The sequence below is a fragment of the Thermoflexus sp. genome, assembly GCF_042408815.1.
In the GTDB taxonomy this organism is placed as follows: Bacteria; Chloroflexota; Anaerolineae; order Thermoflexales; family Thermoflexaceae; genus Thermoflexus.
The window spans coordinates 18,401-40,167 of sequence record NZ_JBHOQR010000028.1 but is presented as its reverse complement, the minus strand read 5'-3'; the positions used below and the strand labels follow the sequence as shown (position 1 = coordinate 40,167).

The 21,767-nt window shown below is 62.8% G+C and carries 19 protein-coding genes and 1 pseudogene; 12 read left to right on the top strand and 8 right to left on the bottom strand.

What is annotated here, in order from left to right; all coding sequences use genetic code 11:
• Nucleotides 1–28: 28 nt before the first annotated feature.
• Complete coding sequence (locus ACFMO3_RS10290) at nucleotides 29–1,213, bottom strand: NAD(P)/FAD-dependent oxidoreductase (RefSeq protein WP_376790319.1); 1,185 nt, start codon at nucleotides 1,211–1,213, stop codon at nucleotides 29–31.
• 252 nt (nucleotides 1,214–1,465) lie between these two features.
• On the opposite strand from ACFMO3_RS10290, the gene alr reads away from it, so the two are divergent.
• From alr to ACFMO3_RS10260, 6 genes and pseudogenes are all read left to right on the top strand, one after another.
• A complete protein-coding gene (gene alr, locus ACFMO3_RS10285; RefSeq protein ID WP_376790318.1) occupies nucleotides 1,466–2,635 on the top strand; it encodes an alanine racemase in 1,170 nt (389 codons plus the stop codon).
• A gap of 846 nt (nucleotides 2,636–3,481) precedes the next feature.
• Nucleotides 3,482–4,258 carry a DeoR/GlpR family DNA-binding transcription regulator gene (locus ACFMO3_RS10280; RefSeq protein WP_376790317.1) on the top strand — a complete coding sequence of 259 codons (777 nt, stop codon included), beginning with the start codon at nucleotides 3,482–3,484 and terminating at the stop codon, nucleotides 4,256–4,258.
• Nucleotides 4,259–4,268: 10 nt separating this feature from the next.
• Complete coding sequence (locus ACFMO3_RS10275) at nucleotides 4,269–5,213, top strand: 1-phosphofructokinase family hexose kinase (protein WP_376790316.1); 945 nt, start codon at nucleotides 4,269–4,271, stop codon at nucleotides 5,211–5,213.
• A gap of 13 nt (nucleotides 5,214–5,226) precedes the next feature.
• Nucleotides 5,227–6,590 (top strand): annotated as a pseudogene (locus ACFMO3_RS10270) (PTS mannitol transporter subunit IICB).
• The gene (locus ACFMO3_RS10265; RefSeq protein WP_376790315.1) at nucleotides 6,575–7,030 is read left to right on the top strand and encodes a PTS sugar transporter subunit IIA; all 456 of its coding nucleotides are present in this window, start codon (nucleotides 6,575–6,577) and stop codon (nucleotides 7,028–7,030) included. The pseudogene ACFMO3_RS10270 and the gene ACFMO3_RS10265 overlap by 16 nt, the downstream one beginning before the upstream one ends.
• Nucleotides 7,030–8,070, top strand: coding sequence for a zinc-dependent dehydrogenase (locus tag ACFMO3_RS10260; RefSeq protein ID WP_376790314.1), 1,041 nt, complete (start codon nucleotides 7,030–7,032; stop codon nucleotides 8,068–8,070). The genes ACFMO3_RS10265 and ACFMO3_RS10260 overlap by 1 nt, the downstream gene beginning before the upstream one ends.
• Nucleotides 8,071–8,905: 835 nt before the next feature.
• On the opposite strand, the gene ACFMO3_RS10255 is transcribed toward ACFMO3_RS10260, so the two are convergent.
• Nucleotides 8,906–9,133, bottom strand: a complete 228-nt coding sequence (locus ACFMO3_RS10255) for a hypothetical protein (protein WP_376790313.1) — start codon at nucleotides 9,131–9,133, stop codon at nucleotides 8,906–8,908.
• Nucleotides 9,134–10,059: 926 nt separating this feature from the next.
• On the opposite strand from ACFMO3_RS10255, the gene aroB reads away from it, so the two are divergent.
• The gene (gene aroB / locus ACFMO3_RS10250; RefSeq protein ID WP_376790312.1) at nucleotides 10,060–11,169 is read left to right on the top strand and encodes a 3-dehydroquinate synthase; all 1,110 of its coding nucleotides are present in this window, start codon (nucleotides 10,060–10,062) and stop codon (nucleotides 11,167–11,169) included.
• A gap of 33 nt (nucleotides 11,170–11,202) precedes the next feature.
• Here aroB and ACFMO3_RS10245 read toward each other — a convergent pair whose 3' ends face one another.
• From ACFMO3_RS10245 to ACFMO3_RS10235, 3 genes are all read right to left on the bottom strand, one after another.
• A complete protein-coding gene (locus tag ACFMO3_RS10245; RefSeq protein WP_376790311.1) occupies nucleotides 11,203–12,369 on the bottom strand; it encodes a beta-ketoacyl-ACP synthase III in 1,167 nt (388 codons plus the stop codon).
• A gap of 97 nt (nucleotides 12,370–12,466) precedes the next feature.
• The gene (locus ACFMO3_RS10240) at nucleotides 12,467–12,802 is read right to left on the bottom strand and encodes a hypothetical protein (RefSeq protein WP_376790310.1); all 336 of its coding nucleotides are present in this window, start codon (nucleotides 12,800–12,802) and stop codon (nucleotides 12,467–12,469) included.
• Between the two features lie 86 nt (nucleotides 12,803–12,888).
• Nucleotides 12,889–13,455: a sigma-70 family RNA polymerase sigma factor gene (locus ACFMO3_RS10235; protein WP_376790309.1), complete on the bottom strand. Its 567-nt coding sequence runs from the start codon at nucleotides 13,453–13,455 to the stop codon at nucleotides 12,889–12,891.
• Nucleotides 13,456–13,902: 447 nt separating this feature from the next.
• Between ACFMO3_RS10235 and ACFMO3_RS10230 the strand changes: the two genes are divergently transcribed.
• Nucleotides 13,903–14,760 (top strand): GNAT family N-acetyltransferase, encoded by an 858-nt coding sequence (locus ACFMO3_RS10230; protein WP_376790308.1) that lies wholly within the window; start codon nucleotides 13,903–13,905, stop codon nucleotides 14,758–14,760.
• 61 nt (nucleotides 14,761–14,821) lie between these two features.
• Here ACFMO3_RS10230 and ACFMO3_RS10225 read toward each other — a convergent pair whose 3' ends face one another.
• The 3 genes from ACFMO3_RS10225 to rlmN all read right to left on the bottom strand — a co-directional run bounded on the left by ACFMO3_RS10225 (nucleotide 14,822) and on the right by rlmN (nucleotide 17,550).
• Complete coding sequence (locus ACFMO3_RS10225; protein ID WP_376790307.1) at nucleotides 14,822–15,709, bottom strand: ROK family protein; 888 nt, start codon at nucleotides 15,707–15,709, stop codon at nucleotides 14,822–14,824.
• Nucleotides 15,710–15,796: 87 nt separating this feature from the next.
• On the bottom strand, nucleotides 15,797–16,474 hold the full coding sequence (gene rpe / locus ACFMO3_RS10220; RefSeq protein WP_376790306.1) for a ribulose-phosphate 3-epimerase: 678 nt from the start codon (nucleotides 16,472–16,474) through the stop codon (nucleotides 15,797–15,799).
• The gene (rlmN, locus tag ACFMO3_RS10215) at nucleotides 16,471–17,550 is read right to left on the bottom strand and encodes a 23S rRNA (adenine(2503)-C(2))-methyltransferase RlmN (RefSeq protein ID WP_376790305.1); all 1,080 of its coding nucleotides are present in this window, start codon (nucleotides 17,548–17,550) and stop codon (nucleotides 16,471–16,473) included. Before rlmN ends, rpe begins: the two co-directional genes overlap by 4 nt.
• Before the next feature lie 425 nt (nucleotides 17,551–17,975).
• Here rlmN and ACFMO3_RS10210 point away from each other — a divergent pair, with 425 nt between their 5' ends.
• The 4 genes from ACFMO3_RS10210 (at nucleotide 17,976) to ACFMO3_RS10195 (ending at nucleotide 21,736) form a co-directional block, all read left to right on the top strand.
• The gene (locus ACFMO3_RS10210) at nucleotides 17,976–19,205 is read left to right on the top strand and encodes an aminotransferase class I/II-fold pyridoxal phosphate-dependent enzyme (RefSeq protein ID WP_376790304.1); all 1,230 of its coding nucleotides are present in this window, start codon (nucleotides 17,976–17,978) and stop codon (nucleotides 19,203–19,205) included.
• Between the two features lie 116 nt (nucleotides 19,206–19,321).
• A complete protein-coding gene (locus ACFMO3_RS10205) occupies nucleotides 19,322–19,549 on the top strand; it encodes a zinc ribbon domain-containing protein (RefSeq protein ID WP_376790303.1) in 228 nt (75 codons plus the stop codon).
• Between the two features lie 14 nt (nucleotides 19,550–19,563).
• Nucleotides 19,564–20,298 (top strand): hypothetical protein, encoded by a 735-nt coding sequence (locus ACFMO3_RS10200; protein WP_376790302.1) that lies wholly within the window; start codon nucleotides 19,564–19,566, stop codon nucleotides 20,296–20,298.
• Nucleotides 20,299–20,467: 169 nt separating this feature from the next.
• The gene (locus ACFMO3_RS10195; protein ID WP_376790301.1) at nucleotides 20,468–21,736 is read left to right on the top strand and encodes an exonuclease SbcCD subunit D; all 1,269 of its coding nucleotides are present in this window, start codon (nucleotides 20,468–20,470) and stop codon (nucleotides 21,734–21,736) included.
• Nucleotides 21,737–21,767: the final 31 nt, after the last annotated feature.

Below are 21,767 nucleotides of genomic sequence, written 5' to 3'. Positions count from 1 at the left end.
CTGAGCAGGATGCTGAAAGAGCGGCCTCTCACAGGACCTTCTTTCCAGTTGGGCGGAAGGTCCGATGGACTCGGAAGCGGTTCTCCGCTTCAGGGAGCTGACCGGTCATAACGGCGATAAGGTGCCGCGCGGCCTGGGGCGCACTCTCAATCCCGTAGCCGTTATCCCCGGTCAGCACATACAAGCCCTCCACTGGCGGACAGCCTCCAATAAGTGGTTTCCCATCGGGCGTGCATGTATACTGACCCGCAGCGACGGATACTCGATCCCGGGTCAGCCGGGCCGCCACTTCCCGGAAGAAAGGGGCGAGCCGCGCCGCGCCCTCGAGGACGCGGGCCGGGAACAGGGGATCCGTGGGGACGGGGTCCTGAGGCTCGCCTGGCGACTCCGGCCAGCCCCACCCCAGAAAAGCCCCCCCGGCCTCCGGTCGCCAGTACACCCCGGTGTCGTCGTCCGCTACCATCGGGGCGTCAGAGGGGATGGCCGGATCGGCAACGAAGGCCCGCTGGCGCCGGAGCAGGAACAGCGGGAGGTCCACCCCGGCGGTGGCGGCCAGGCGGCGGGAGAACGGCCCTGCGGCGATGACCACCTGGGGCGCGGCGAGGAACCCGCGGGAGGTTTCCACGCCGAGGACCCGCCCGCTGGCGGTGTGGATCCGGAGCGCCTCCGTCTCCAGCAGGAAGGTCGCCCCGCTGGCCCGCGCGTAGCCGTAAACCACTTCGTGCGGCGAAAGCCACCCATCCCGGGCTCGGAACGTGGCGGCCGTCACATCGTGGGAAAGCCATGGGAAGCGCCGCCGGGCCTCATCCCCCGTCCAGAGTTCGGTGTCGGTGATCCCCAGGCGTCGCTGGCCTTCGACCCAGCGTTGAAAACGGTCGAAGCCTTGAGGATCCGTCGTGGCGAACAGCCATCCCTGTTGACGCAGGCCGATCTCATAGCCGGGGATGCCGATCTCCTCCGCGAACCGCTCATACGTGGCGATGCTTGGGACCATCAGGTACGCGAAGTCCGGGTCGTCCCATTGGGCGCGGAAGCAGGCCACAGCCACGGCGGTCGTCAATGCGCCCAGCCACGGCTTGCGTTCCACCACCACGGTCCGAAAGCCTGCGCGGGCCGCGTAGAAGGCGGCCGCCGCCCCGGCGATCCCCCCGCCGATGATCGCCAGATCCGCTGTGCGGGGAGAAGCCCCCAAGTTCGCAAGCCCCGACCGCATAGGCTCCTCCGATGTTCCCAGGATGGGATTCGCTCAGGCCTTTCGCGGATCCCAGGTCCCCTCGGATGGCCCATCCTCCGGGAGAGCGATCGGGCCCTTCGGTTGGGGATGATGACCGCGATAGGATCCAACGCTATAATACCAGCGGGCTTGGTTTCCAACACGTCGGGAAGTCGCGAAGGAGGGTGGAGAAGGAAGCCGGCGACGCAACGCCCATTGAGAGGACGTGATGGGCTTTCTCAAGGAGGAGGGATGACCCTGAAGGCGTCTCCCCTGACATGGGCGGAGGTGGATCTGGACGCAATCGCGGAGAACACGCGGGCGTTGAAACGATGGGTGGGCGAGCGGGTAGAGATCATCGCCGTGGTCAAGGCGGATGCCTACGGCCACGGCGCGATCCCCGTCGCCCGGACGGTCCTGGCTGCTGGCGCGTCCCGCCTGGCCGTCCACCGCCTCGGCGAAGGGATCGTCCTCCGTCAGGCGGGCATTGAGGCGCCCATTCTGGTGATGGCTCCCCTGATGCCCGAGGAGGCTTCCGAGGCCGTTCGTTGGCAGTTAACCCCCACGCTTTCCACCATCGAGGCCGCCCAGGCCCTGGACGCGATCGCCCGGGGAGCCGGGCGGGTCGTCCTGGCCCACGTGGAGGTTGATACCGGGATGGGGCGGGCGGGGATTTCCCCCGAGGATACGGTGGATTTCCTTCGCGCGCTGCGGACGATGGATGGCCTCATGGTGGAGGGCCTCTATACGCACTTTGCGACCGCCGATGAGAGCGACCCTTCCTTCGTGATGCGTCAGCTGCGTCGGTTTGAGGAGGTCATTGTCGCCCTGGAATCTGCTGGGATCCGGGTTTCCCTCCGTCATGCCGCGAACAGCGCGGCGACGATGCGCTTCCGCTCCGCTCACTTCGAGGCCGTGCGCCCGGGGCTGGCCCTCTATGGGATGCGCCCTTCTACGGAGTGGGAGCCTCCCTTCCCCCTGCATCCGGCCATGACCATCAAAAGCCGGGTGATCCGGGTGTGGACCCTGGCCCCAGGGGAATCGGTGGGGTATGGCCGGACGTTCGTCGCGGAACGGGAATCCCGGATGGCGCTGGTGCCCATCGGTTACGGCGACGGCTATCCGCGGGCCCTTTCCAATCGGGGGTATGTTCTGATCCAGGGCCAGCGGGCTCCGGTGCGCGGCCGGGTGAGCATGGACCAGATCGTGGTGGACGTCACTGGGATCACGGGCGTGAAGATCGGGGATGAGGTGGTGATTCTGGGCCGACAGGGGGAGGCGGAGATTCGCGCGGAAGAGCTGGCGACGTGGGCCGGCACCATCAACTATGAGATCACGACTCGGATCTCCTCCCGGGTCCCACGGATCTATCGAGGGGAAAGGCCGCCTGAGGGTTCAAGGGGTTTTCCCTTCAAGGCTTAAGGGAATGGAAGCGCCGCCAGCTGCTTCGTCCGGCTCACCCTCTCAACGATAAATCCTTGCTCTATGGTTCTCTGGCGAGATGCGGGTAACCCAGGCCTTCCGGTTCAAGCTGGATCCCAATACAGCTCCGCCGCCCAGCTCCATGAGGCGTGGAATACCTGGAAGCGGCAAAATGCCCCTTGGTAGAAGATATGCCCAAGTGCGCCCCTGAGAAGGCTTTCCAGGACCTGGAGCGCGCTTTTCGCAACTGACGGCAGGGCCGGGTTGGAAGGCCTCGATTCAAGACATGCAGCTCCCTCGTACTGGCCAGATAGGCGCCAAAGAGCGGACGGATTAAATAGGGGCGACCCCCCGGGCTGCCCCTATTCAATTCAAAAAGGAGGCCGGCATCCAGCTGGCCCTTCCTCTCCCCGAATCGGGAAGAGGAGGGTAGGGTCAGAGGCCACTGACACACCCGGTCATGATCAGCGCTTCAAGCGGTGATGGAATCGCCGCTTCCTGGGCTATGAAGAAGCGATTCCCCCTAAGACATCTGCCCTAGCCTCGGATACTACTACATCATCCATGCCTCGTCATCGAAGCGGGGTTGTCCCCGCTGCCGCGCTGGGGACCATGGCTTATCCTTGAAAATGGTATTGGACCGTCTGCTGAATCTTCGGAATAAGGAAGACGAGCTCGCTGCATCGCCGATCTCTTCTTTGAGGTGAATGCTGTTGCCATATCTAAATGCCTCGCCGCCCTCCTCCAGTCAACCCCCTGTTTTTTCGAACAGCCCCCCGCCCCACTTGACAAAAACAAACATAGACGCTAAAATAAATCAAAAACAATCGAGCACAATTGAACGCCATGAGCCTGAAGGATCTCTTTGCTGAAGAACGCCAGCGGCGTATTGCCGAACTTGTCCGCACCCAGGGGCGTGTAGTCGTTGCCGAGCTGGCGGAGCGTTTTGGGGTATCTGAAGCTACAATCCGCCGGGATCTGACCATCCTGGAGCAGATGGGGGTTTTGCAGCGAACCCATGGGGGGGCCATCCTTGCCGAACCCATGGGTCTGGAACTGCAGTTGGAGGAGCGAGCCACCCGCCACTTAGAGGAGAAAATCCGGATCGGGCAGAAGGCCGCGGAGCTTATCGCAGATGGTGACACCGTCATTCTCGATGCGGGGACAACTACCATTCATATTGCGAAGGCGATCAAAGCCCGGCGTTCACTTACCGTAGTCACTAATGCGCTGAACATCGCTATGGAGCTGATGGGGAGTCCAGGTATTGAGGTGATCTTCATTGGAGGCTCCCTGCGTCCCCGGACCGCCGCGGCCGTTGGTCCCTTCGCCGAGCAGATGCTCTCCCAGCTCAATGCAGACAAGGTTTTCTTGGCGACAAATGGCATCTCCCTGGAACGCGGCCTGACTACCCCCAATCCGATTGAGGCTCGAACAAAGCAGGCGATGATAGCAGCCAGCCGGCAAGTCATCACGGTAGCGGATCATTCCAAATTCGGCAAGGTGTATTTCGCACAGATTGCCTCCTTGCAATCTATCGATGTCCTGATCACAGATGATGGGGCTGAGCCAGAGGTGATTCAACAGATTGAAGCCATTGGCATCCATGTTTTCCTCGTCTAAGGAGATGTGGATGCAGACCGCCATGGTGCTCACCGTTACTTTAAATCCTGCTTTAGATCGAACCATGATTGTGCCGGGATTCCGAGAAGGGGCTATCTATCGGGCTCAAGAGGTTTATTACACCCCAGGAGGGAAAGGAATTAATGTTTCCCGCATCCTTCACCAGCTTGGCACCTCCTCGCTGGTCTTTGCTCTGGCCGCAGGACATATTGGTCTCCTGCTTCTGGATCTGCTGCGACGGGAAGGCCTGGCGCTGGATTTCATGTTCCTGGAGCACGGAGAGACTCGAATCAACACCACCATATTGGATCCTGAATCTGGCATAGAAACCAAAATCAACGAACTTGGTCCCTGGGTGGACCAGAACGCTGTAGAGGGGGTTGTAAAGCGGCTCGCTACACTGCTTCGACCAGGGTTATGGGTCGTGCTCTCGGGAAGCCTGCCGCCAGGGGCTCCGGAAGATCTGTATGCTCGCCTGATCGAGTGCATTCATGAGCGGAATGGAGCTGTGGCTCTAGATACTTCTGGTCCACCCCTAGCTCTTGGTTTAGAAGCCCGCCCGCGTCTAATCAAGCCCAATCGAGTTGAGGCGGAGGGAATTCTGGGCCGTGCGATCCAGAATGTCCGCGATGGAGGAATAGCAGCCTGGCAGTTCGCTCGGAAATGGGGGTGCCAAGTTCTACTCTCCCTGGATCAGGATGGTGCGGTGTGGACCGATGGTTGTGAGATCTGGTGGGCCCGAGTTCCCCGGGTTCAAATTCGCCAGTCGGTTGGGGCAGGAGATGCACTGCTTGGAGCGTTTCTTCATTTCTCTTTACAAGGCTTCCCGCCACCGAAAGCCCTTCGATTCGCCGCTGCCCTGGCTACAGCCGTGACGATCTCGGGAGAGATTGCCAGGTTTCGAGCAGATGATCTGGAATCTGTGTTGGCTCAAACCAGCGTTGAACCCCTCTAAAAGGAGGTGCGCCATGACGACGGTTCCTATGCCACTGGCTGCGCGTGGCCTTCAGGCCTGGCTTCAGCGAATTGGAGGCTTCCTGGCCAATATGGTCATCCCCAATATTGCCGCGTTCATCGCTTGGGGGCTCATCACAGCCTTCTTTATCCCTACGGGCTGGCTCCCAAATCCCAAGCTGGCTGAGCTGGTGTCTCCGCTAATCCGCTTTCTGCTCCCGATCTTGATCGGCTATACCGGTGGATATCTGGTTCACGGCCAGCGAGGAGCTGTTGTGGGAGCCATCGCCACTGCCGGGATCGCCGTAGGGACTCAGATCCCCATGTTCCTGGGTGCGATGATTGTTGGCCCGGCGGGAGCGTGGCTGATCAAGCAATTCGATCGTGCTGTTCAGGGAAAGATCCCGATTGGGTTTGAAATGTTGGTTAACAACTTCTCCGCTGGTATCCTGGGTGGGGCGCTGGCAGCCCTGGGCCATGTGCTCATTGGGCCTGTCGTTGAGGCGGTTTCGCAGGCCCTGGCGGCAGGCGTCGGATTTCTGGTGCAGGCCCGCCTGCTTCCTCTGGCCTCGATCATCATTGAGCCCGGTAAAGTTCTTTTCCTCAACAACGCGATCAATCACGGCGTGCTGGCCCCTCTAGGGGTAGCAGAAGCTGCCCAGAAGGGCAAGTCGATCTTTTTCCTCCTGGAAACCAACCCGGGGCCAGGTCTGGGGCTCCTGATTGCTTACTGGTTGTTCGGACCGCGCTCGGTGCGCCCTTCGGTGCCGGGAGCTATCGTCATTCATTTCTTCGGTGGCATCCATGAGGTTTACTTCCCTTACGTCCTGATGCGGCCGATCCTTATCCTGGCCATGATCGCCGGTGGGATGTCGGCTGTCTTCACCTTTCTGCTCACGGGAGCCGGATTAGTGGCAACCCCGTCCCCAGGGAGCATCTTCGCGGAGCTGGCTATGACTCCTAAAGGTGGGCATCTGGCCACTCTGGCTGGCATTGCGGTGGGCGCAGCGGTGTCCGGCATGGTAGCCAGCATCCTCCTTAAGCTTTTTCCATCCGGGGAGGACCAGGGATGAAAAAGATCCGGGGGAGTGAGATTCGCAAGATTATAGTAGCTTGTGAGGCGGGGATGGGAAGCAGTGCTCTACTGGTTTCCCAGCTTCGTCAGAAGCTCCGGAGCTTTGCCATTCACATTGAGCACACCACGGTAAATCGTATCCCGCCAGATGCGGATGTGGTGCTGTGCCATCGGAGTTTATCTGCACGCGCTCGCGAGGTCGCCCCGGATAAGGTAATCCTTCCCTTCAACACTTTCCTGGGCGATCCGGTTTTCGACCATCTGGTCCGGATAATCCAGGAGGACACATGGATCGAAGGTTAGAGGTTTCCATAGGCTTGCTACAGCCTCAGGCGATCCGACTCGAGGGTCGTGCGATCGAACGCTTTGAGGCTGTTCGCGAGGCAGGAGAGCTTCTCGTCGAGATCGGCGCTGTGGAGCCTCCTTATGTGGAGGCTATGCTGGAGCGAGAACATCAGATTTCAACCTATGTGGGGGAGGGCTTCGCCCTCCCCCACGGCACCAATGCCAGCCGTGTCTGGATCCGCCGCTCCGCTCTCGCGTATCTCCGGTTTCCCCACGGAGTGGATTGGGGGGGAGAGAAAGTTTTTGTATGTATCGCGCTGGCCGTTCATGGCGAGGAACACCTTGACGTGCTCTCCCAGCTCGCTCAGATATTGATGGATCCTGAAAAAGCCGCCCGGCTGCGTGCGGCTACATCAGTAGAAGAAGTTTTAAGCTTTCTCCGTGTCAAGGAGGGATGATGCAAGTAGCACGACTTTACGCTCCCGGCCGGCTGGAGCTGGAAGTGGATCCAGATCCAGAGCCCGGTCCAGGCGAGCTGGTTATCCGGGTGAGGGCATGTGCCCTCTGTGGCACGGATCTGAAAATCTTTCGTCACGGGCATTCTCATTTGGTTCTCCCCCGTGTGCTGGGGCATGAGATCGCCGGCGAGGTTGTGGCCCTTGGAGAAGGGATCACGAACTGGGCACCCGGGGATCGGGTCCAGGTGATCGCTGCCATCCCGTGCGGGGAATGCCGCTACTGTCGCCGGGGATTTCAGACAGTATGTGAAAATCTGGAATCCATAGGCTATCACTATGATGGCGGGTTCGCGACCTTCATGCGCATTCCGGCAAAAGTGATTCAGCAGGATGGGTTGCACCGCATTCCGGATGGCCTATCGTACGAGGCCGCCGCACTGACGGAGCCCCTCGCTTGCGTTCTAAATGGCCAGGAGCAGGTGGGAACAGGGCCTGGGGACACGGTAGTTGTTCTGGGGTCTGGCCCTATTGGTTGCATGCATGTCTGGCTGGCCCGGGCGCGGGGGGTGGACCGCATCTTTCTGATCGACGTAGACGCAACTCGCCTGCGAATGGCCGCAGAGCGCGTAGAGCCAGACGAGGCCATTTGCTCGATGGAGAGCGACCCCGTTGAACGCGTCCTCCGGCTGACACATGGATATGGAAGCGATGTGATTATCGTGGCCGCCCCTTCTGCTCAGGCGGTGGAGCAAGCTATCGCAATGGCTGCCCGTCGAGGACGGATTTGCCTTTTCGCTGGGTTACCGAAAGAACAGCCGGTAGTCCAATGCAACGCCAACCAAATTCATTATCGCGAGCTGATAGTGGTAGGCGCCTACGGTTCCACTCCTCATCAGAATCAGAGGGCCCTGGACTTGATCGTCCGTGGAGAGGTGCCAGTCGAGCGCCTGATCACTCATCGCCTCCCATTGGACAGGATCCTAGATGGTCTTCAGCTCATGGCGCAGGGCAAAGCGCTCAAGGTCGTGATCACACCATAGCTCGGGTGTTTCGCTTGTGCGGAAGGCTGACGGATCCCAAACTGCCTCGTCCGTCCCAGAGGTCCCGGTGCTTGGGGGATAAGAGCCTGGAAGGCGGTCGGATTTGGGGATACCATTCAACCGGGGATCCCCGGAGAGGCCGCGTCGGATTGCAAGATAATTTTGCCATCCAGAGGGGCCTTGACTAGAAAACCCCCGCCCTCCACTGTCCCCCGGCATGAAGCCCGTTTGCACGGCGTAGAAGTGGCAGATCAGATCCGGAAGGCCATCATCATTGACATCTTCCGCTTCGCTGTTGCAAAACGCCAGGCTGGGCTTGCTTCACGTTCGTACGAAGGTGAGGCTATCCCGATCCAACCGAGAGGATGCCGCAAAGCCCGGGGTGGAAAGGATGGCCCCAGGAATCCGTTTCCTGCTTTCGATACGCACAGGATCCTTGGGGCTGCCAGGCTTGATATGGTGCTTGCCAGGCTCTTGTAACACATCGTTTCCTCCTTTCGCAAGCTCCGTCTTGCCTCCGCCGTGTTCCCGATAGGGTTGGAGGGGAGTTCGGTCAGGTCCGCCGCCGCCGGCTTAATTCCTTCCTGACCTTCCTTTCCCACCCCTGGGTCACCTCCGGGATGAAGATCGTCTGGGCTTTTCCTAGGATGTCTTCCATCTGCTCCTCCGTTAGCAAGGGCAGGAAATCGGACAGCATGCGGTCGTAAGCCGCCCAGTCATTATGTGGCGATGTAAGCCAGGAGCCCCTCCAGGTTCTCCCGAGTGACGGGCAGGCCCTCTAATGAGGCCCGTCACTACATCAAAGGCTATGTTCATCGCCTCGTCCGCGTCTTCCTCACTCAAAGCATGATGTGCTCGAAGATCCCTGCCCGGCCCGCAGGCGCAGCCGCTCCGTGGCCCGGACACAGGTGATGGGCCGATCGGTCTGGGAGGCATATCGCAAGGCCTTCACCGGCACGTAGCCGGAGGCCCCTTCGAGGGTTCGGATCCGGCTCCACGCGCTGTCTTCTCTGATAATCCAAACCGGTGCCCCGTGGGCAATGTGGCCGATGAGAGCGGCCATCGGGGGCTGCACGCAGGGCCTGATCCCCCGCTACGCAGGCATGGGGATGAGGAGGCGTTGGCGAGGGAAGGCGGGTCTGTTCCCCTTGCTCCAAAAGCCGTTTGAGCTCCGACAGGGTGAGGATCTCCCCATAGATGGTGCAGGAGGCCGGCTTCCCAGGCCAGATGAGCTGCTTCGCTTCGTTCTGATAAAGGAACCAGCCCGGCAGCAGCGAATCCGTCGAAAGCGAGAGGAAGGGTGCCTGGCGGCAGCGATGGCGTAGAAGGTCAAATACCTCAAAAAGCTTTTCTTGCGAAGGCGGGATGTCTTGAAGAGGAGCGCCAGTGACCAGATCCTCGATGGGGCAAACCTCATGGCGGGCGAGGACCGAGATTAACGGATCCGTCAAAGCCGCGGCTCGTCCCTTAGAAAGGCGGATTTGAGGATCATCGAGCTCCCAAAGGATGTGGGAAAACCGGGCCGCCGAGATCTCCAGCTTCCGCAAGGCCTCGTTGCGGACCGCGCATCCGGACCATGCGTAGAGCCGGCGAAGCAGGTCGCCGCGTCCCTGGACGGATCCAACATGCTCTCCTCCCCGATTGTCGAAAGGGCGTGGAGCAGGGTATAATAAAGCCCATTCCAGGGCTGTTGAGCCCTGCTTCCCGCTGTCCGACGCGCCCCCATGCGTCGGGCAGCTACTTTAAACCCCCGGCCGCTGCTGGACAGCCGGGGGCTTCTTTATCGGAGGATCAGTAGGAGCCGAACCTGCTTCTTCTGTAAGCCGAAGAGCGACTCGAGGAACTCCGATTGCTTCATCTTCTAAGGTAATCACCGTGCTGCGAAGTTTAACAACACATAGCATGGGATCGCTGTATTGTCAGGTTGCCATGCCTCGCCTCAGGAAGCTCTCATCCCGCGTTTATGCCAGAACCATGATCACGCTTCGTATGCGTTTTCCGGAACCGGAGCATTCCCATCCCATCCTGCTATCGCCGGGCCTGCTGGATCGTTGCGGGGCCTCCCTGCGGGAGGCCGGCCTGGAAGGACCAATCGTCCTGGTGAGTGACACGACGGTAGGGGCCTATCACGGCGCGCGGGTGCGACGATCCCTGGAGGAGGCGGGGTTCCCAGTCCGGGAGATCCTCCTGCCTCCCGGGGAAAAGACCAAGACCCTGGATACGGCCGCCGGGCTTTATCGCCGTCTGGCCCAGGGCGGGGTCGGGCGGGATGGCCTCCTGATCGGCCTGGGGGGCGGGGTGGTGCTGGACCTCGCGGGCTTTGTGGCGGCGACCTATATGCGGGGGATCGCGCTGGTGAGCATCCCCACCACATTGCTGGCCATGGTGGATGCCTCCATCGGAGGGAAAACCGGAGTTGATCTGCCGGAGGGTAAAAATCTGGTTGGAGCCTTCTACCCCCCGCGCCTTCTCCTGATCGACCCCCTCCTCCTGCGCACCCTCCCGCCCGCCGAGTGGCGAAACGGCATGGCGGAAGTGGTGAAGGCGGCTCTGATTGGGGATCCCGAGCTGTGGGTGCGATTCCGGGAGGATCCGGCCCGTTGGGCTCGGATGCCGGAGATGGAATCCCTGATCGACCTGCTGATCCGGGCCATCACGGTCAAGGTTCGTATCGTGGAGCAGGATCCCCTGGAGACCCTGGGGGAGCGGGAGGTGTTAAACCTGGGCCACACCTTCGGCCACGCCTTCGAGCGGATCAGCGGCTATCGGGTTCCGCATGGGGAAGCGGTTGCCGCTGGCATGATGGCAGCGGCCGCGCTCTCCGCCCACCAGGGCCTTCTGGAGGACCCTCATCTCCTCCAGGACCTGGAACGGGTGCTTCAGGGATTAGGACTCCCCACCCGCTGGCGGACCTGGCTGGCCGGGTATGGGATCGAGGCCACGCCGGAGGATGTCCTTGCGGCGATGGGCACGGACAAAAAGCGACGGGGTGGACGCCTCCGCCTGATCCTGATCCATCGGCCCGGCCAGGCGCGCGTCCATTCCGATGTGCCCGATGAGGCTGTCCTTCAGGCCCTGGAAGGGATGGCCGGGCTGTAGGGCGTGGGGGCGCCGTGGGCACTGCGCCCCCTCTCAGCGCCGCCGTCGGGTGCGCGCATAGAACGGAAGCAGCAGGCTCATCGCCGTCTGCAGGATCTGGCGGCGGGCCCGCAGGGCCATCACCTTGGCCTGGCGCACCGGCTCCAGCCGGTTGAGGTTGGGGAGCGAGACCGGCAGCCGCACCGGCCAGTTCTCCACCGCGATCGGTCGGTCCTCCGGCCGCACTCCATAGCGGACCACCGCCCCTGCCCATGTCAGGCCAGCCCCGAAGCCGATGAGGAGCAGGTTGTCTCCCTCCCGGATGCGGCCCTGCGCCATGGCTTCCGCGAAGGCGATCGGGATCGACGCCGCCGAGGTGTTCCCATAGCGGTCCAGGTTCAGAAAGACCTTCTCCATTGGGAACCCCAGCTCGCGGCAGGCCGCCTCGATGATGCGCTCGTTGGCCTGGTGGGGGATCATCAGGTCGATCTCATCGGGGGCTAAGCCGCTGCGGGCGATGGCCTCGATGGCGACCCTGCCCAGCACCCGGGTGGCGAATTTGAACACCTCCCGCCCGTTCATGCGCAGCAGATGGCCCTTCCGCCGGATGGTCTCCTCGGTGATCACGGCGTTCGTGGAGATGCCCGGGACGATCAGATGCTCCGCCCCGGACCCGTCCGATCCGAGCACGAAGGAGAGAAGCCCGGTGGGGAGCTCGCTGGCCTGCAGGACCATCGCCCCGGCCCCATCGCCGAACAGCACCGCGGTGTTCCGATCAGACCAGTCGATGTTGCGGCTGATGATCTCGGCTCCGATGACCAGGATGTTCCGCATCAGGCCGGCGGCGATGAAGGCATGAGCGACGGCCATGCCATACATAAAGCCGGTGCACCCGGCGCCCAGGGTGAAGGCTCCGCAGCGGGCATTCAGTTTGTGCTGAATGATGGATGAGACCGGGGGGATCACATAATCGGGCGTGGAGGTCGCCACAATAATGAGATCGAGATCCTGGGGAAGAACGCCCGCGCGGGTCATCGCTTCCCGGGCCGCGGCTACCGAAAGGTCCGACATGGTCTCGCCTGGCCCCGCGATCCGCCGCTCCCGGATCCCTGTTCGCGTGAGGATCCATTCCTCCGTGGTGTGCAGTTGCTGAGCCAGCTCCCGGCTGGTTAACACCCGCTGAGGAACCGCCATTCCCCACCCCGCGATCCGGCTATACATTTCCGTCCTCCTGTCTGAGGTTTTCTCTCCCTAGGGAGAGAGCGAGACAGGGGATCCCCATGGCCCCCTGGGCTATGGGGATGAGAGGAAGATCCCATTAGGGCCGTGCAGCGCGAAGCCGGCGATATGCCCATACGCCCAGGGTTGCTGTGCCCACCATCACCCCCAGCCACCACCGGGAACGCATCGGAGATGGGGCTGGGATCCGGCGCCGCCGATCGGCCTCTCCCATCAGGCGCTCATAGAGAGAGGCCACCCAGACCGGTCGGGGCTCCACCGGGCGCAGAGCCTCCGCCAGCCGCTCGGCAAGCTGGAACAGCTCCCGCTCCTGAGGGGAAAACGCCAGGGGAGGAAGCGGGTAAGCCGCTTCTCCTCGAAATCCCTGCTGCAACCGCGTGGCGTGAACCTCCAGCCAGTAGGCCAGATCCGGCATGGGATCCTCCGGTAGCGTTCTATGGGATGAGGGTATCTGAAAAACAGCCCGGCGGACGGCACCGGAAGGTGTGATGCTGCGATTTCCTAACGTTCCTGGGTCAGCTCCTTTCGAAGCGCCTCCAGCGTGCGGTGATACAGCACCCGGATCGCCCCTTCTGTGCGCCCCATGATCCGGGCGATCTCCGCGTTGGAAAGCCCCTCCACGAATTTCAGGATCAGCAACTGCTGCCGGTCCGGCGGCAGGCGTCGGATGGCTTTCAGCAACCGTTCCCGCTCCTCCTCACGTTCCAGGGCGGCTTCCACCCGTTCGGCGCTCCGATCGTGCCCGTTCTCCGAGAGAGGGAAAACGGGATGGCGCTGGCGATCCCGATGCCAGTTGGCCACCAGGTTATGGGCGATGCGAAACAACCATGCTGCAAACGGAAGGCCTCTTTCCTGGAACCTGGGCAGATGCTGCAGCGCCTGCAGAAAGACCCGGCTGGTCAGATCCTCCGCCTCCTCGGGATCGCCGATCCGATAAAAGATGTATTGATAAACCGAGCGGACATGGCGAAGATACAGCTCTCCAAAGGCCTCGGGATCCCACCGGGCCCGCTCCACCAACTGTCGCTCGTCTTCACGGGATCCTGCCGGAGAACGTCGAGCGCTCATAAATAAAACACCGTTTCTGGTGATGGGGAACAGGCATGCACGGCTCAGCCCCGTTGGGGAGTCCCCCGGGAATCCTCCCCCCAACCGTGGGCGAACATGCTCCTTCGCGCTGCTGGTTTCCTCGGAAAGACGTTTTGAGGCCGGCCCGCCCTTACCAAACCACCACCCGAAGAAGAGCAACCATCGGTTGCATGACTCCGGTAACCTAAGTATACCAGGGAGCGGGAGGATCTGTGGGTCGCTTTTCAGCACCCGATGCGGGTTCGCGAACGGATCTGTTCGGCGGTGGAGGGCTCGATCTGCGAATTCATGACCGAGATCGAGCCATAGAAACGGGGCGCCGGTGGCGCTACGCCCGGCCCTCAGGCCTCCGGGCGTGGAGAGGACGCCTTCGGCGAGCTGTCAGATCCACAGGAACTGGGTCTCGCACAAGGGTGGAGGTGATCCTTGTGGGCGCTGGCTCGCCCGGCCACCCGGGCGGATCGAACGGCCATCCTCCAGCTGGTTCGAGGACATCGACGGACGCAACTGGCCCTGGATTGGTGGTCCCTGGAGGAGTGGCTGGAGGCACCCACCGCGTGGGTCATGGAGCGGATGGGGCAGATTGTCGCCTTCTGGTTGGGGGTCCAGGTCGATAGCCCCGTGGCATGGCTGCGAGGCGTTGCGGTGGCCGATGGGGAGGACCCCGTGGCGCTGTTTCGGCAGCTCTGGCCGCATTTCGCGCGCGCGCTGGCCCGTCAGGGCGCCGAACAGGTGGTCGGGATGGCCTACGGGGAATGGCTGGAGCCTGTTTATCAGGCCGTGGGCTTTGCCCGTCGGACCGTGGTGATCACCCTGCGGAAGGAGGACTGGCGGATCCCGGAGATCCCGGCGATCCCGGCTCATATCCGGCGGGCCGCCTTGGCGGACATCCCGCGGATTGCGGAAGTGGACCGGCAGGCCTTTGAGCCAATGTGGTGGTATGGTCCAACGATCCTAACCCGGGCGTGGCGCCAGGTGCCCCATTTCATTGTGGCGGAGGAAGAGGGGGAGATCATCGGGTATGCGTTCACAGATCTCTATGGCATGCATGGACACATCGTTCGCCTCGCGGTTCACCCGGCGTACCAGGGGCGGGCCATCGGGGCGCGGTTGCTGGCCGAGAGCTTGCGCTATCTGATCGATCTGGGGGCGTATCCGATCACGCTGAACACCCAGATCGAGAATCAGATCTCCCAGGCCCTCTATCGACGCTTCGGCTTTCGCCCCACTGGCCAGGAGATCTCAATCTGGGGTTGCCGGCTGACAGGGCTCGAGGGATTGTAAGGACCGGAGCCTGGCCGGGAGGAGGGCCATGGCCCCGTGAAAGCGTCCCCCAAGGGAGAAATCAGGGCTCCCCCTCGCTCATGGCGAGGGCGAGTGCTCCGAGCAACCCCGCGCGCTCGCCCAGCGCCGGAGGCACAATGTAATCCACGAGGTCTCCCTGCAACGCGGGGATTGGGAGATAGCGATTTAACAGCTCCCTGACCCGTTGCCGGATCCGGGGGAACAGGCTCCGGTTTTCCATCACGCCACCCCCTAGGATGATTCGCTCTGGGGCCAGGACGCAGAGGATATTCTGCAAGCCCAGGGCCAGATACTCCGCCTCCAGATCCCACGCGGGATCATCTCCGGGCAGGGATTCGGGAGGTCGCCTCCATCGGGCCTCCAGCGCCGGCCCGGAGGCCAGCCCCTCCAGACAATCCCCATGGAACGGACAGACCCCGGGGAAGGGATCCCGCTCCCAGTCATGCGGGATGCGGATATGCCCCATTTCCGGATGGAGCGCACCATGGAGCAGCCGTCCATGGACCACTGCGCCGCCCCCGATGCCTGTCCCCACGGTCAGATACACGAAGGTTTCCACGCCTCGAGCCGCGCCCCATCGCCCTTCTCCGACCGCAGCGGCGTTCACATCCGTTTCCAGGTAGACGGGGACCCGCAAGGCTTCCTGAAGGGGCTGCAAGAGATTCACGCCGGACCATCCCGGCTTGGGGGTGGTGGGGATGGTGCCGAAGGTGGGGGAACGGGGGTTCAGATCGAGGGGGCCGAAAGCGCCGATCCCGATCGCCCGAAGCTCATGCCCGAAAGCCTGGAAGAACGCCACCACGCGCCCCATCGTCTCTTCCGGGGTCGTGGTCGGGATGCGGGTCACCGCTCGCAGATCCTCCGGCCCCGTTCCGACAGCGCAGAGAAATTTCGTGCCGCCCGCTTCGACCGCGCCATAAAGCCCCATGGTCCTCTCCGCTAGCCGAGGGGATCCGGGTTCTGGAGGGAGGCCTTCGGCATCTCCAGGCCCTCAGATCTTCCGCCCGGAACCGGGTCATCCAGCGTGGACGTGCTGGATCGCTTCTCGAAGACGCCGGAGGGCTTCCGTGGGTCCTTCCGGGGCCTCGAAGATCGAGGCCCCAGCGACCAGCACCGTTGCGCCTGCTTCCACCAGGGCTGGGGCGTTCTCTGGCCCCACCCCGCCGTCCACCTCCAGCTCGATGGATCGACCCAGGGCATCGATCATCCTCCGGGCCCGGCGCACCTTTTCCAGCATGCGCTCGATGAACGCCTGGCCGCCAAATCCGGGGTTGACGGTCATGATCAGCACCTGGTCCACATCGGGCAGGATCTCCTCGAGCGCGCTCAAGGGCGTGGCTGGGTTCAGCGCCACGCCGGCCCGCAGGCCCAGCCCTCGAATCCCCTGGATCACTCGGTGCAGGTGAGGGCAGGCCTCGACATGCACAATCAAACGATCGGCCCCTGCGCGGGCGAACGCCTCGAGATAACGCTCTGGAGCTTCGATCATCAAATGCACATCCAGGGGAAGCCGGGTGACGCGGCGCAGCGCCGCGACGATCGGCATCCCGAACGTCAGGTTCGGGACGAAGTGACCGTCCATCACGTCCACATGGATCCAGTCTGCCCCTGCTTCGACCACCTCCGTCACCGCCCGGGCCAGGCAGGCGAAATCGGCCGAGAGGATCGAAGGCGCGATCCGGATCTCCTTCATGCGGGCACCTCCCGGAGGAGAGGGCCAGCGATCTGCGGACGGCGCCCAGGGATCTCCGCCCGCAGCTGGCCGCAGCCCGCCGCCACATCGATTCCCCGTCGCACGCGGACGGTGCAGGGGATCCCTGCCTTTTCCAGGACATGTCGGAAAGCCTCCACCCGCTCCGGCGGAGAGGCTGCCCCTGGGAACCCCGGGGTGGGGTTGAGAGGGATGAGGTTCACATGGGCCAACATCCCCCGGATCCATTCCACCAGCGCCTCCGCCTGTTCCGGCGTGTCGTTGACCCCGCGGATCATCACCCACTCGAACGTGACCCGTCGGCGGGTTTGCTCGATGTAATCGCGAACTGCCGCCATCAATGCGCGAAGGGGATAAACACGGTTGATGGGAACCAGTCGATTGCGCAGCTCATCGGTGGCGGCGTGCAGGGAGATGGCCAGATTGATCTGCCATCCTTCCCGCGCAAATCGCCGGATGCCCGGGACGATCCCCACCGTGGAAACGGTGATCCGGCGCTGGCCCAGATGAAGGCCATCTGGATGGATCAGCAGGCGCAGCGCTTTCGCGGTGCTGGCGTAGTTGGCGAAAGGCTCGCCCATCCCCATGAACACGACATGGGTCAATCGCTCGCCATGGGCGGCCAGCCAGCGGGCGATCCAGAGGACCTGCTCCACGATCTCACCGGGGGTGAGGTTGCGCAACAGGCCCATCTGCCCGGTGGCACAGAAGGGGCACCCCATCGCGCAACCGGCCTGGGTCGAGACACATGCGGTGCGCCGGTCCGGGTATTCCATCAGGACAGCTTCTACCTCGGCGCCATCGGGCAATGCGAAGAGCCACTTCCGGGTCCACCCATCCTGGGAGACCCGTTCGGCCAGCGGGCGCAAGGTCTGGAGCGTGAAGGTCTCCGTGAGCCGGGCGCGCAGGGCTTTGGGCAGGTCGGTCATCGCCTCAAAGGTGACGGCGCCACGCCGGTAGACCCACCCCCAGATCTGGCGGGCACGGTAAGGGGGCTCTCCCCAGCTCGTTACGAGCTCCGTGAGCTCCTCCAGGGATAGATCCAGCAATCCGCGCATCCGACCTCATTCCCCACCGGAAGTCCGGGGAGCAGCCATCCAGGCGCAGCAGCCCTGTGCCTTTCCTCATCGGGCTCCCCATCGTTTACCATCATCCTAACCGAGAGACAGAGCGGGAGGCAAATCCTGGCTGGCGACCCGCTGAAGCGGCCCCGGTTCGTGGCTCCGACCGGGCGGCGAGCCCTTGTGCCCCTCCCCGGCGGTGAACCGGATGAGGACACGTTCCGAAATAGGCGGGGATTGACTTCAAGAGCGCTCTCCCTACAATGAAAGGGTGTAAAACCCGGGGCGGGATAAGAGGCCGGCCCCGGGTTCCCTGGGAGCCGCGGGGAGTGGGGAAAGCGTATCCTGCCTCTGCGAAGGCCCGATCAACGTTCATCCCGATGGTGGGCGCCACGAACCGGAGAACCCGGATGGAGGGAGCGATGGATATCTTTGGGAAGTGCTATGAGTTCACTACGGCAAAAGAGGCGATGGCGGCCGGCTTCTACCCGTATTTTATCCCCCTGGATGACACCGAGGGGACCGAGGTGATTTACCAGGGGCGCCGCATCCTGATGTTCGGATCCAATAACTATCTCGGATTGACCACCCACCCGAAAGTCAAAGAGGCGGCCATCGATGCGTTGAGGCGGTATGGAACCTCATGCACCGGCTCTCGCTTCCTGAACGGAACGCTGCGCCTGCATCGGGAGCTCGAGGAGCGCCTGGCGGCCTTCGTCGGAAAGGAGGCGGCGCTGGTGTTCTCCACCGGCTACCAGACCAACCTGGGGACGATCTCCGCGTTAGTCGGGCGGGGGGATTACGTGATCCTGGACAAGGAAGATCACGCCAGCATCGTGGACGGCGCCCGGATGTCCCTGGGGATCACCAAGCGATTCTCCCACAATGACATCGCCGCCCTGGAGCGACAGCTGGCTGCCCTGCCTCCGCAGGCCGGTAAGCTGGTGGTGGTGGATGGCGTCTATTCGATGGGCGGCGATATTGCCCCCCTGCCGCAGTTGGTGGAGGTCTGTCGCAAGCATGGGGCGCGGCTGATGGTCGACGATGCCCATTCCCTGGGAGTGCTTGGCCCCAACGGGCGGGGGACAGCAGCCCATTTCGGGCTCACGGAGCAGGTGGATCTCATTATGGGCACTTTCAGCAAGTCCTTTGCCTCCATCGGGGGCTTCATCGCTGGGGATGAGCCCGTAATCCATTACATCCAGCATCACGCCCGCTCCCTGATCTTCAGCGCCAGCCTGCCTGCCCCCAATGTGGCCGCCGTGCTGGCGGCCCTTGAGATCATGCTAGAGGAGCCGGAGCGGATCCGGCGGGTGAATGAGATCGGCGCCAAAATGCGCTATGAGCTCCGGCGCCTGGGCTTCGATATCGGGCCTAGTCAGACCCCGATCGTCCCGATCATCATCGGCGATGATATCCAGACCGCTCTGGCCTGGAAGGCCCTGTTCGAAGAGGGTGTCTACGTGAACTGCGTGGTAGGGCCTGCAGTCCCTCCCGGGAAACAGCTCCTGCGCACCTCCTATATGGCCACCCACACCGATGAGCAGCTGGAGCGGGGTCTGGAGATTTTCGAGCGGGTCGGGCGGGCGCTGGGGCTCATTAACCCCTCGACGGCTCACGTGGAAGAGCCCGCTCCATCCCCAGGCGCCTGAGCGCTGAACCGATCAGGGGGATGGGGGGAAGGCCGGGCAGTTTCGTTCCAGTTCGGGTTAAAATGGTGGCCGGGTTCCAGGTGGAATCGGACAAACGGAGGCGGGAGGCGTTCGGCATGCCGCTTTATGAATATCTCTGTCGGGATTGCGGCGCGAAGTTTGAGCTCCTGCGCGGGATCGCCCAGGCGGATGATCCGGCCCCCTGCACGGAGTGTGGTAGCCCCCGGACAGGCCGTCTGATTTCTCTTTTCGCGGCCATCAGCGATGGGAAGATGGTGGTCGGTTCCACCGGGTGTGCGGCCTGTTCCTCGCATCATTGCGCCGCCTGCGGGCTCCACGGATGAAGGGGAAGGGCCCGATGTCGGGGAAGCCCGAGCCGATCGCGATCCAGAGCGGGAAGAGCGCTACGGGCCTCTGGAAGGCGGCACGGTGGGGGATCGGGCTGATGCTGATCGGCCTCCTGGGGTTGTGGGGGCTCGATCGAGCCCAGGCCCAGGGTGATTTCCAGGCCCAGGTGATTTCTCCCCCGCGCAATCAGCCCGTCTGGGGCACCGTGGATATCGTGGGGATCGCGACCCATCCGAACTTCGCTAAATACGATGTGGCGATCCTGGACGCCTATGACTTCACCAAGGAGTGGCGCTGGCTGGTGCAGGGTCGCCCGGTCCGCGCGGATGCGCCCACGGTGCTGGCCACGTGGGATACCCGGCTCTTCCCGGATGGGGAGTATGTCATCCTGATTCGCGTATGGGATCAAGGAGGGGGCCATCGGGATTTCCTCTTCCCAGGATATCGGGTCGCGAACGCTCAGCCTACCCCGACTCCGACGGCAGTCATCGCTCCAACCATCGAACCGGAACCGACCGGCACGTTGGTTCTGACCCCGACGATTCGGATCGAACTCCCTCCCACGGCGACCCCAGGCCCAACCCCTACGCCCGTTCCGGGGACTGGATCGGCCCCGAGGAACCGCCTCGGTTTCGAGGCGATCCTGGGATCCTTCCTGGCGGGAGTCCGATGGACGTTTATTCTGTTTGGGATCTGGGGAAGCCTCCTGGTCCTCCGTTGGAGTTGGCGTCGGTGGCGTCATTGAAAAGGACGGATCGGAGGGCGGCCGGGCATTTCCCCGCCGAATGTTCCTTTTCCTGAAGAAGGCGGGAGGGGGCGTCCCATCTTTCCGGCTTGAGCCCAACCGCATCATTCCTCACGCGGTCTTCAAAGCGGAACACACCTTGTGTTCGCTCCGTCAGAGGTAGCCCGCTATGACCGGGGAACCGATCCGGGTGCTTCACTTCGCGGATCTGCACATCGGCATAGAGACCTATGGTCAGATCGATCCTCAAACCGGCCTGAACCGGCGGGTGGTCGATTTCCTGCAGGCCTTCGATCATGTGGTGGAGCATGCGATCGAAGGGGAGGCTGACCTGGTGCTCTTCTGTGGTGATGCTTTCAAAAACCGGGATCCCTCCCCGACCTATTTGAGAGAGTTCGCGGCCCGCCTCCGCCGCCTGCTGGAGGCCGGGATCCCAGTGTTTCTACTGGTTGGCAACCATGACCTGCCGGGGATGGAGAAGCGGGCCACCCCTCTGGATATCTTCGGGGAGTTCCGGCCCCTGTTGCGGGAAGGGGAACGCCTGATGGTCGGGCGTCGGGAGGCGGTGCATCGGATTCGGACCCGCCGGGGCCTCCTCCAGCTGATCGCCATGCCGTTCCCGATGCGGGCGCGGCTCCTCAAGGATGAGGCGTGGCGGAACCTTCCCGCGGAGGAGCTGGATCACAAACTCCGCGAGGCCCTCTATCTTCTCCTGCGACGCATGCTGGAGACCGAAATCGATCCCGCTTTGCCGACGATAGTGGCGGGCCATTTCTCCATCGAGGGGGCTGTCTATGGATCCGAACGCCAGGTGATGATCGGCCACGATGTGGTCTTGCCCCCATCGATGTTTCAGTATTCAGCCATCGACTATGTGGCCCTGGGCCACATCCATAAGCACCAAGAGGTGGGCAACGGTTCCCCCCCCATCGTATATAGCGGGAGTGTGGAGCGGGTGGATTTCACGGAGGAGGGGGAGCCGAAAGGGTTCTGTTGGGTCGAGGTGCGGCGAGGGAAGACGCAATGGCGTTTCGTGGAGCTTCCAGCCCGTCGGTTCATCACGCTGTCGATCGATCTCCGGAACGCCTCCGATCCCGAGATGGCGGCCATCGCCCAGATCCGCCGTGACGCTCTCTCCCTTCGGGAAGCCGTGGTGCGGGTGCGCCTGCGCATCCGCCCGGAGCAAGGGGAAAGGCTGCGGGAGATCAGGATACGGGAGGAGCTGGAGAAAGCAGGCGCGTTCTATGTCTCCGCCATCCAGATGGAAAGGGAGGAAGCCCGCCGTGCTCGCATCGCTCTGAGCGAGGTCGAGCGCCTCACCCCGTTGGAGCTGCTGGAGCGCTACCTGGAGTCCCAGGATCCACCGCCGGATCCGGAGCGGCGCGCTCGTTTGCTCCGTGCCGCGGAACAGCTGATGAAAAAAGAAACAGAGGCGTGATCTGGGGCGAGGAGGGATCCTTCCCGGATCC

Bases quoted from the DNA above. Each gene is read 5' to 3' on its own strand.
- rpe (WP_376790306.1), bottom strand. From the start codon at position 16,474: ATGAAGGAGATCCGGATCGCGCCTTCGATCCTCTCGGCCGATTTCGCC.
- ACFMO3_RS10290 (WP_376790319.1), bottom strand. From the start codon at position 1,213: ATGCGGTCGGGGCTTGCGAACTTGGGGGCTTCTCCCCGCACAGCGGAT.
- ACFMO3_RS10210 (WP_376790304.1), top strand. From the start codon at position 17,976: ATGGATATCTTTGGGAAGTGCTATGAGTTCACTACGGCAAAAGAGGCG.
- ACFMO3_RS10235 (WP_376790309.1), bottom strand. From the start codon at position 13,455: ATGAGCGCTCGACGTTCTCCGGCAGGATCCCGTGAAGACGAGCGACAG.
- alr (WP_376790318.1), top strand. From the start codon at position 1,466: ATGACCCTGAAGGCGTCTCCCCTGACATGGGCGGAGGTGGATCTGGAC.
- ACFMO3_RS10240 (WP_376790310.1), bottom strand. From the start codon at position 12,802: ATGCCGGATCTGGCCTACTGGCTGGAGGTTCACGCCACGCGGTTGCAG.
- ACFMO3_RS10200 (WP_376790302.1), top strand. From the start codon at position 19,564: ATGTCGGGGAAGCCCGAGCCGATCGCGATCCAGAGCGGGAAGAGCGCT.
- ACFMO3_RS10205 (WP_376790303.1), top strand. From the start codon at position 19,322: ATGCCGCTTTATGAATATCTCTGTCGGGATTGCGGCGCGAAGTTTGAG.
- aroB (WP_376790312.1), top strand. From the start codon at position 10,060: ATGCGTTTTCCGGAACCGGAGCATTCCCATCCCATCCTGCTATCGCCG.
- ACFMO3_RS10225 (WP_376790307.1), bottom strand. From the start codon at position 15,709: ATGGGGCTTTATGGCGCGGTCGAAGCGGGCGGCACGAAATTTCTCTGC.
- ACFMO3_RS10275 (WP_376790316.1), top strand. From the start codon at position 4,269: ATGCAGACCGCCATGGTGCTCACCGTTACTTTAAATCCTGCTTTAGAT.
- ACFMO3_RS10260 (WP_376790314.1), top strand. From the start codon at position 7,030: ATGCAAGTAGCACGACTTTACGCTCCCGGCCGGCTGGAGCTGGAAGTG.
- ACFMO3_RS10280 (WP_376790317.1), top strand. From the start codon at position 3,482: ATGAGCCTGAAGGATCTCTTTGCTGAAGAACGCCAGCGGCGTATTGCC.
- rlmN (WP_376790305.1), bottom strand. From the start codon at position 17,550: ATGCGCGGATTGCTGGATCTATCCCTGGAGGAGCTCACGGAGCTCGTA.
- ACFMO3_RS10255 (WP_376790313.1), bottom strand. From the start codon at position 9,133: ATGGCCGCTCTCATCGGCCACATTGCCCACGGGGCACCGGTTTGGATT.
- ACFMO3_RS10195 (WP_376790301.1), top strand. From the start codon at position 20,468: ATGACCGGGGAACCGATCCGGGTGCTTCACTTCGCGGATCTGCACATC.
- ACFMO3_RS10265 (WP_376790315.1), top strand. From the start codon at position 6,575: ATGGATCGAAGGTTAGAGGTTTCCATAGGCTTGCTACAGCCTCAGGCG.
- ACFMO3_RS10245 (WP_376790311.1), bottom strand. From the start codon at position 12,369: ATGTATAGCCGGATCGCGGGGTGGGGAATGGCGGTTCCTCAGCGGGTG.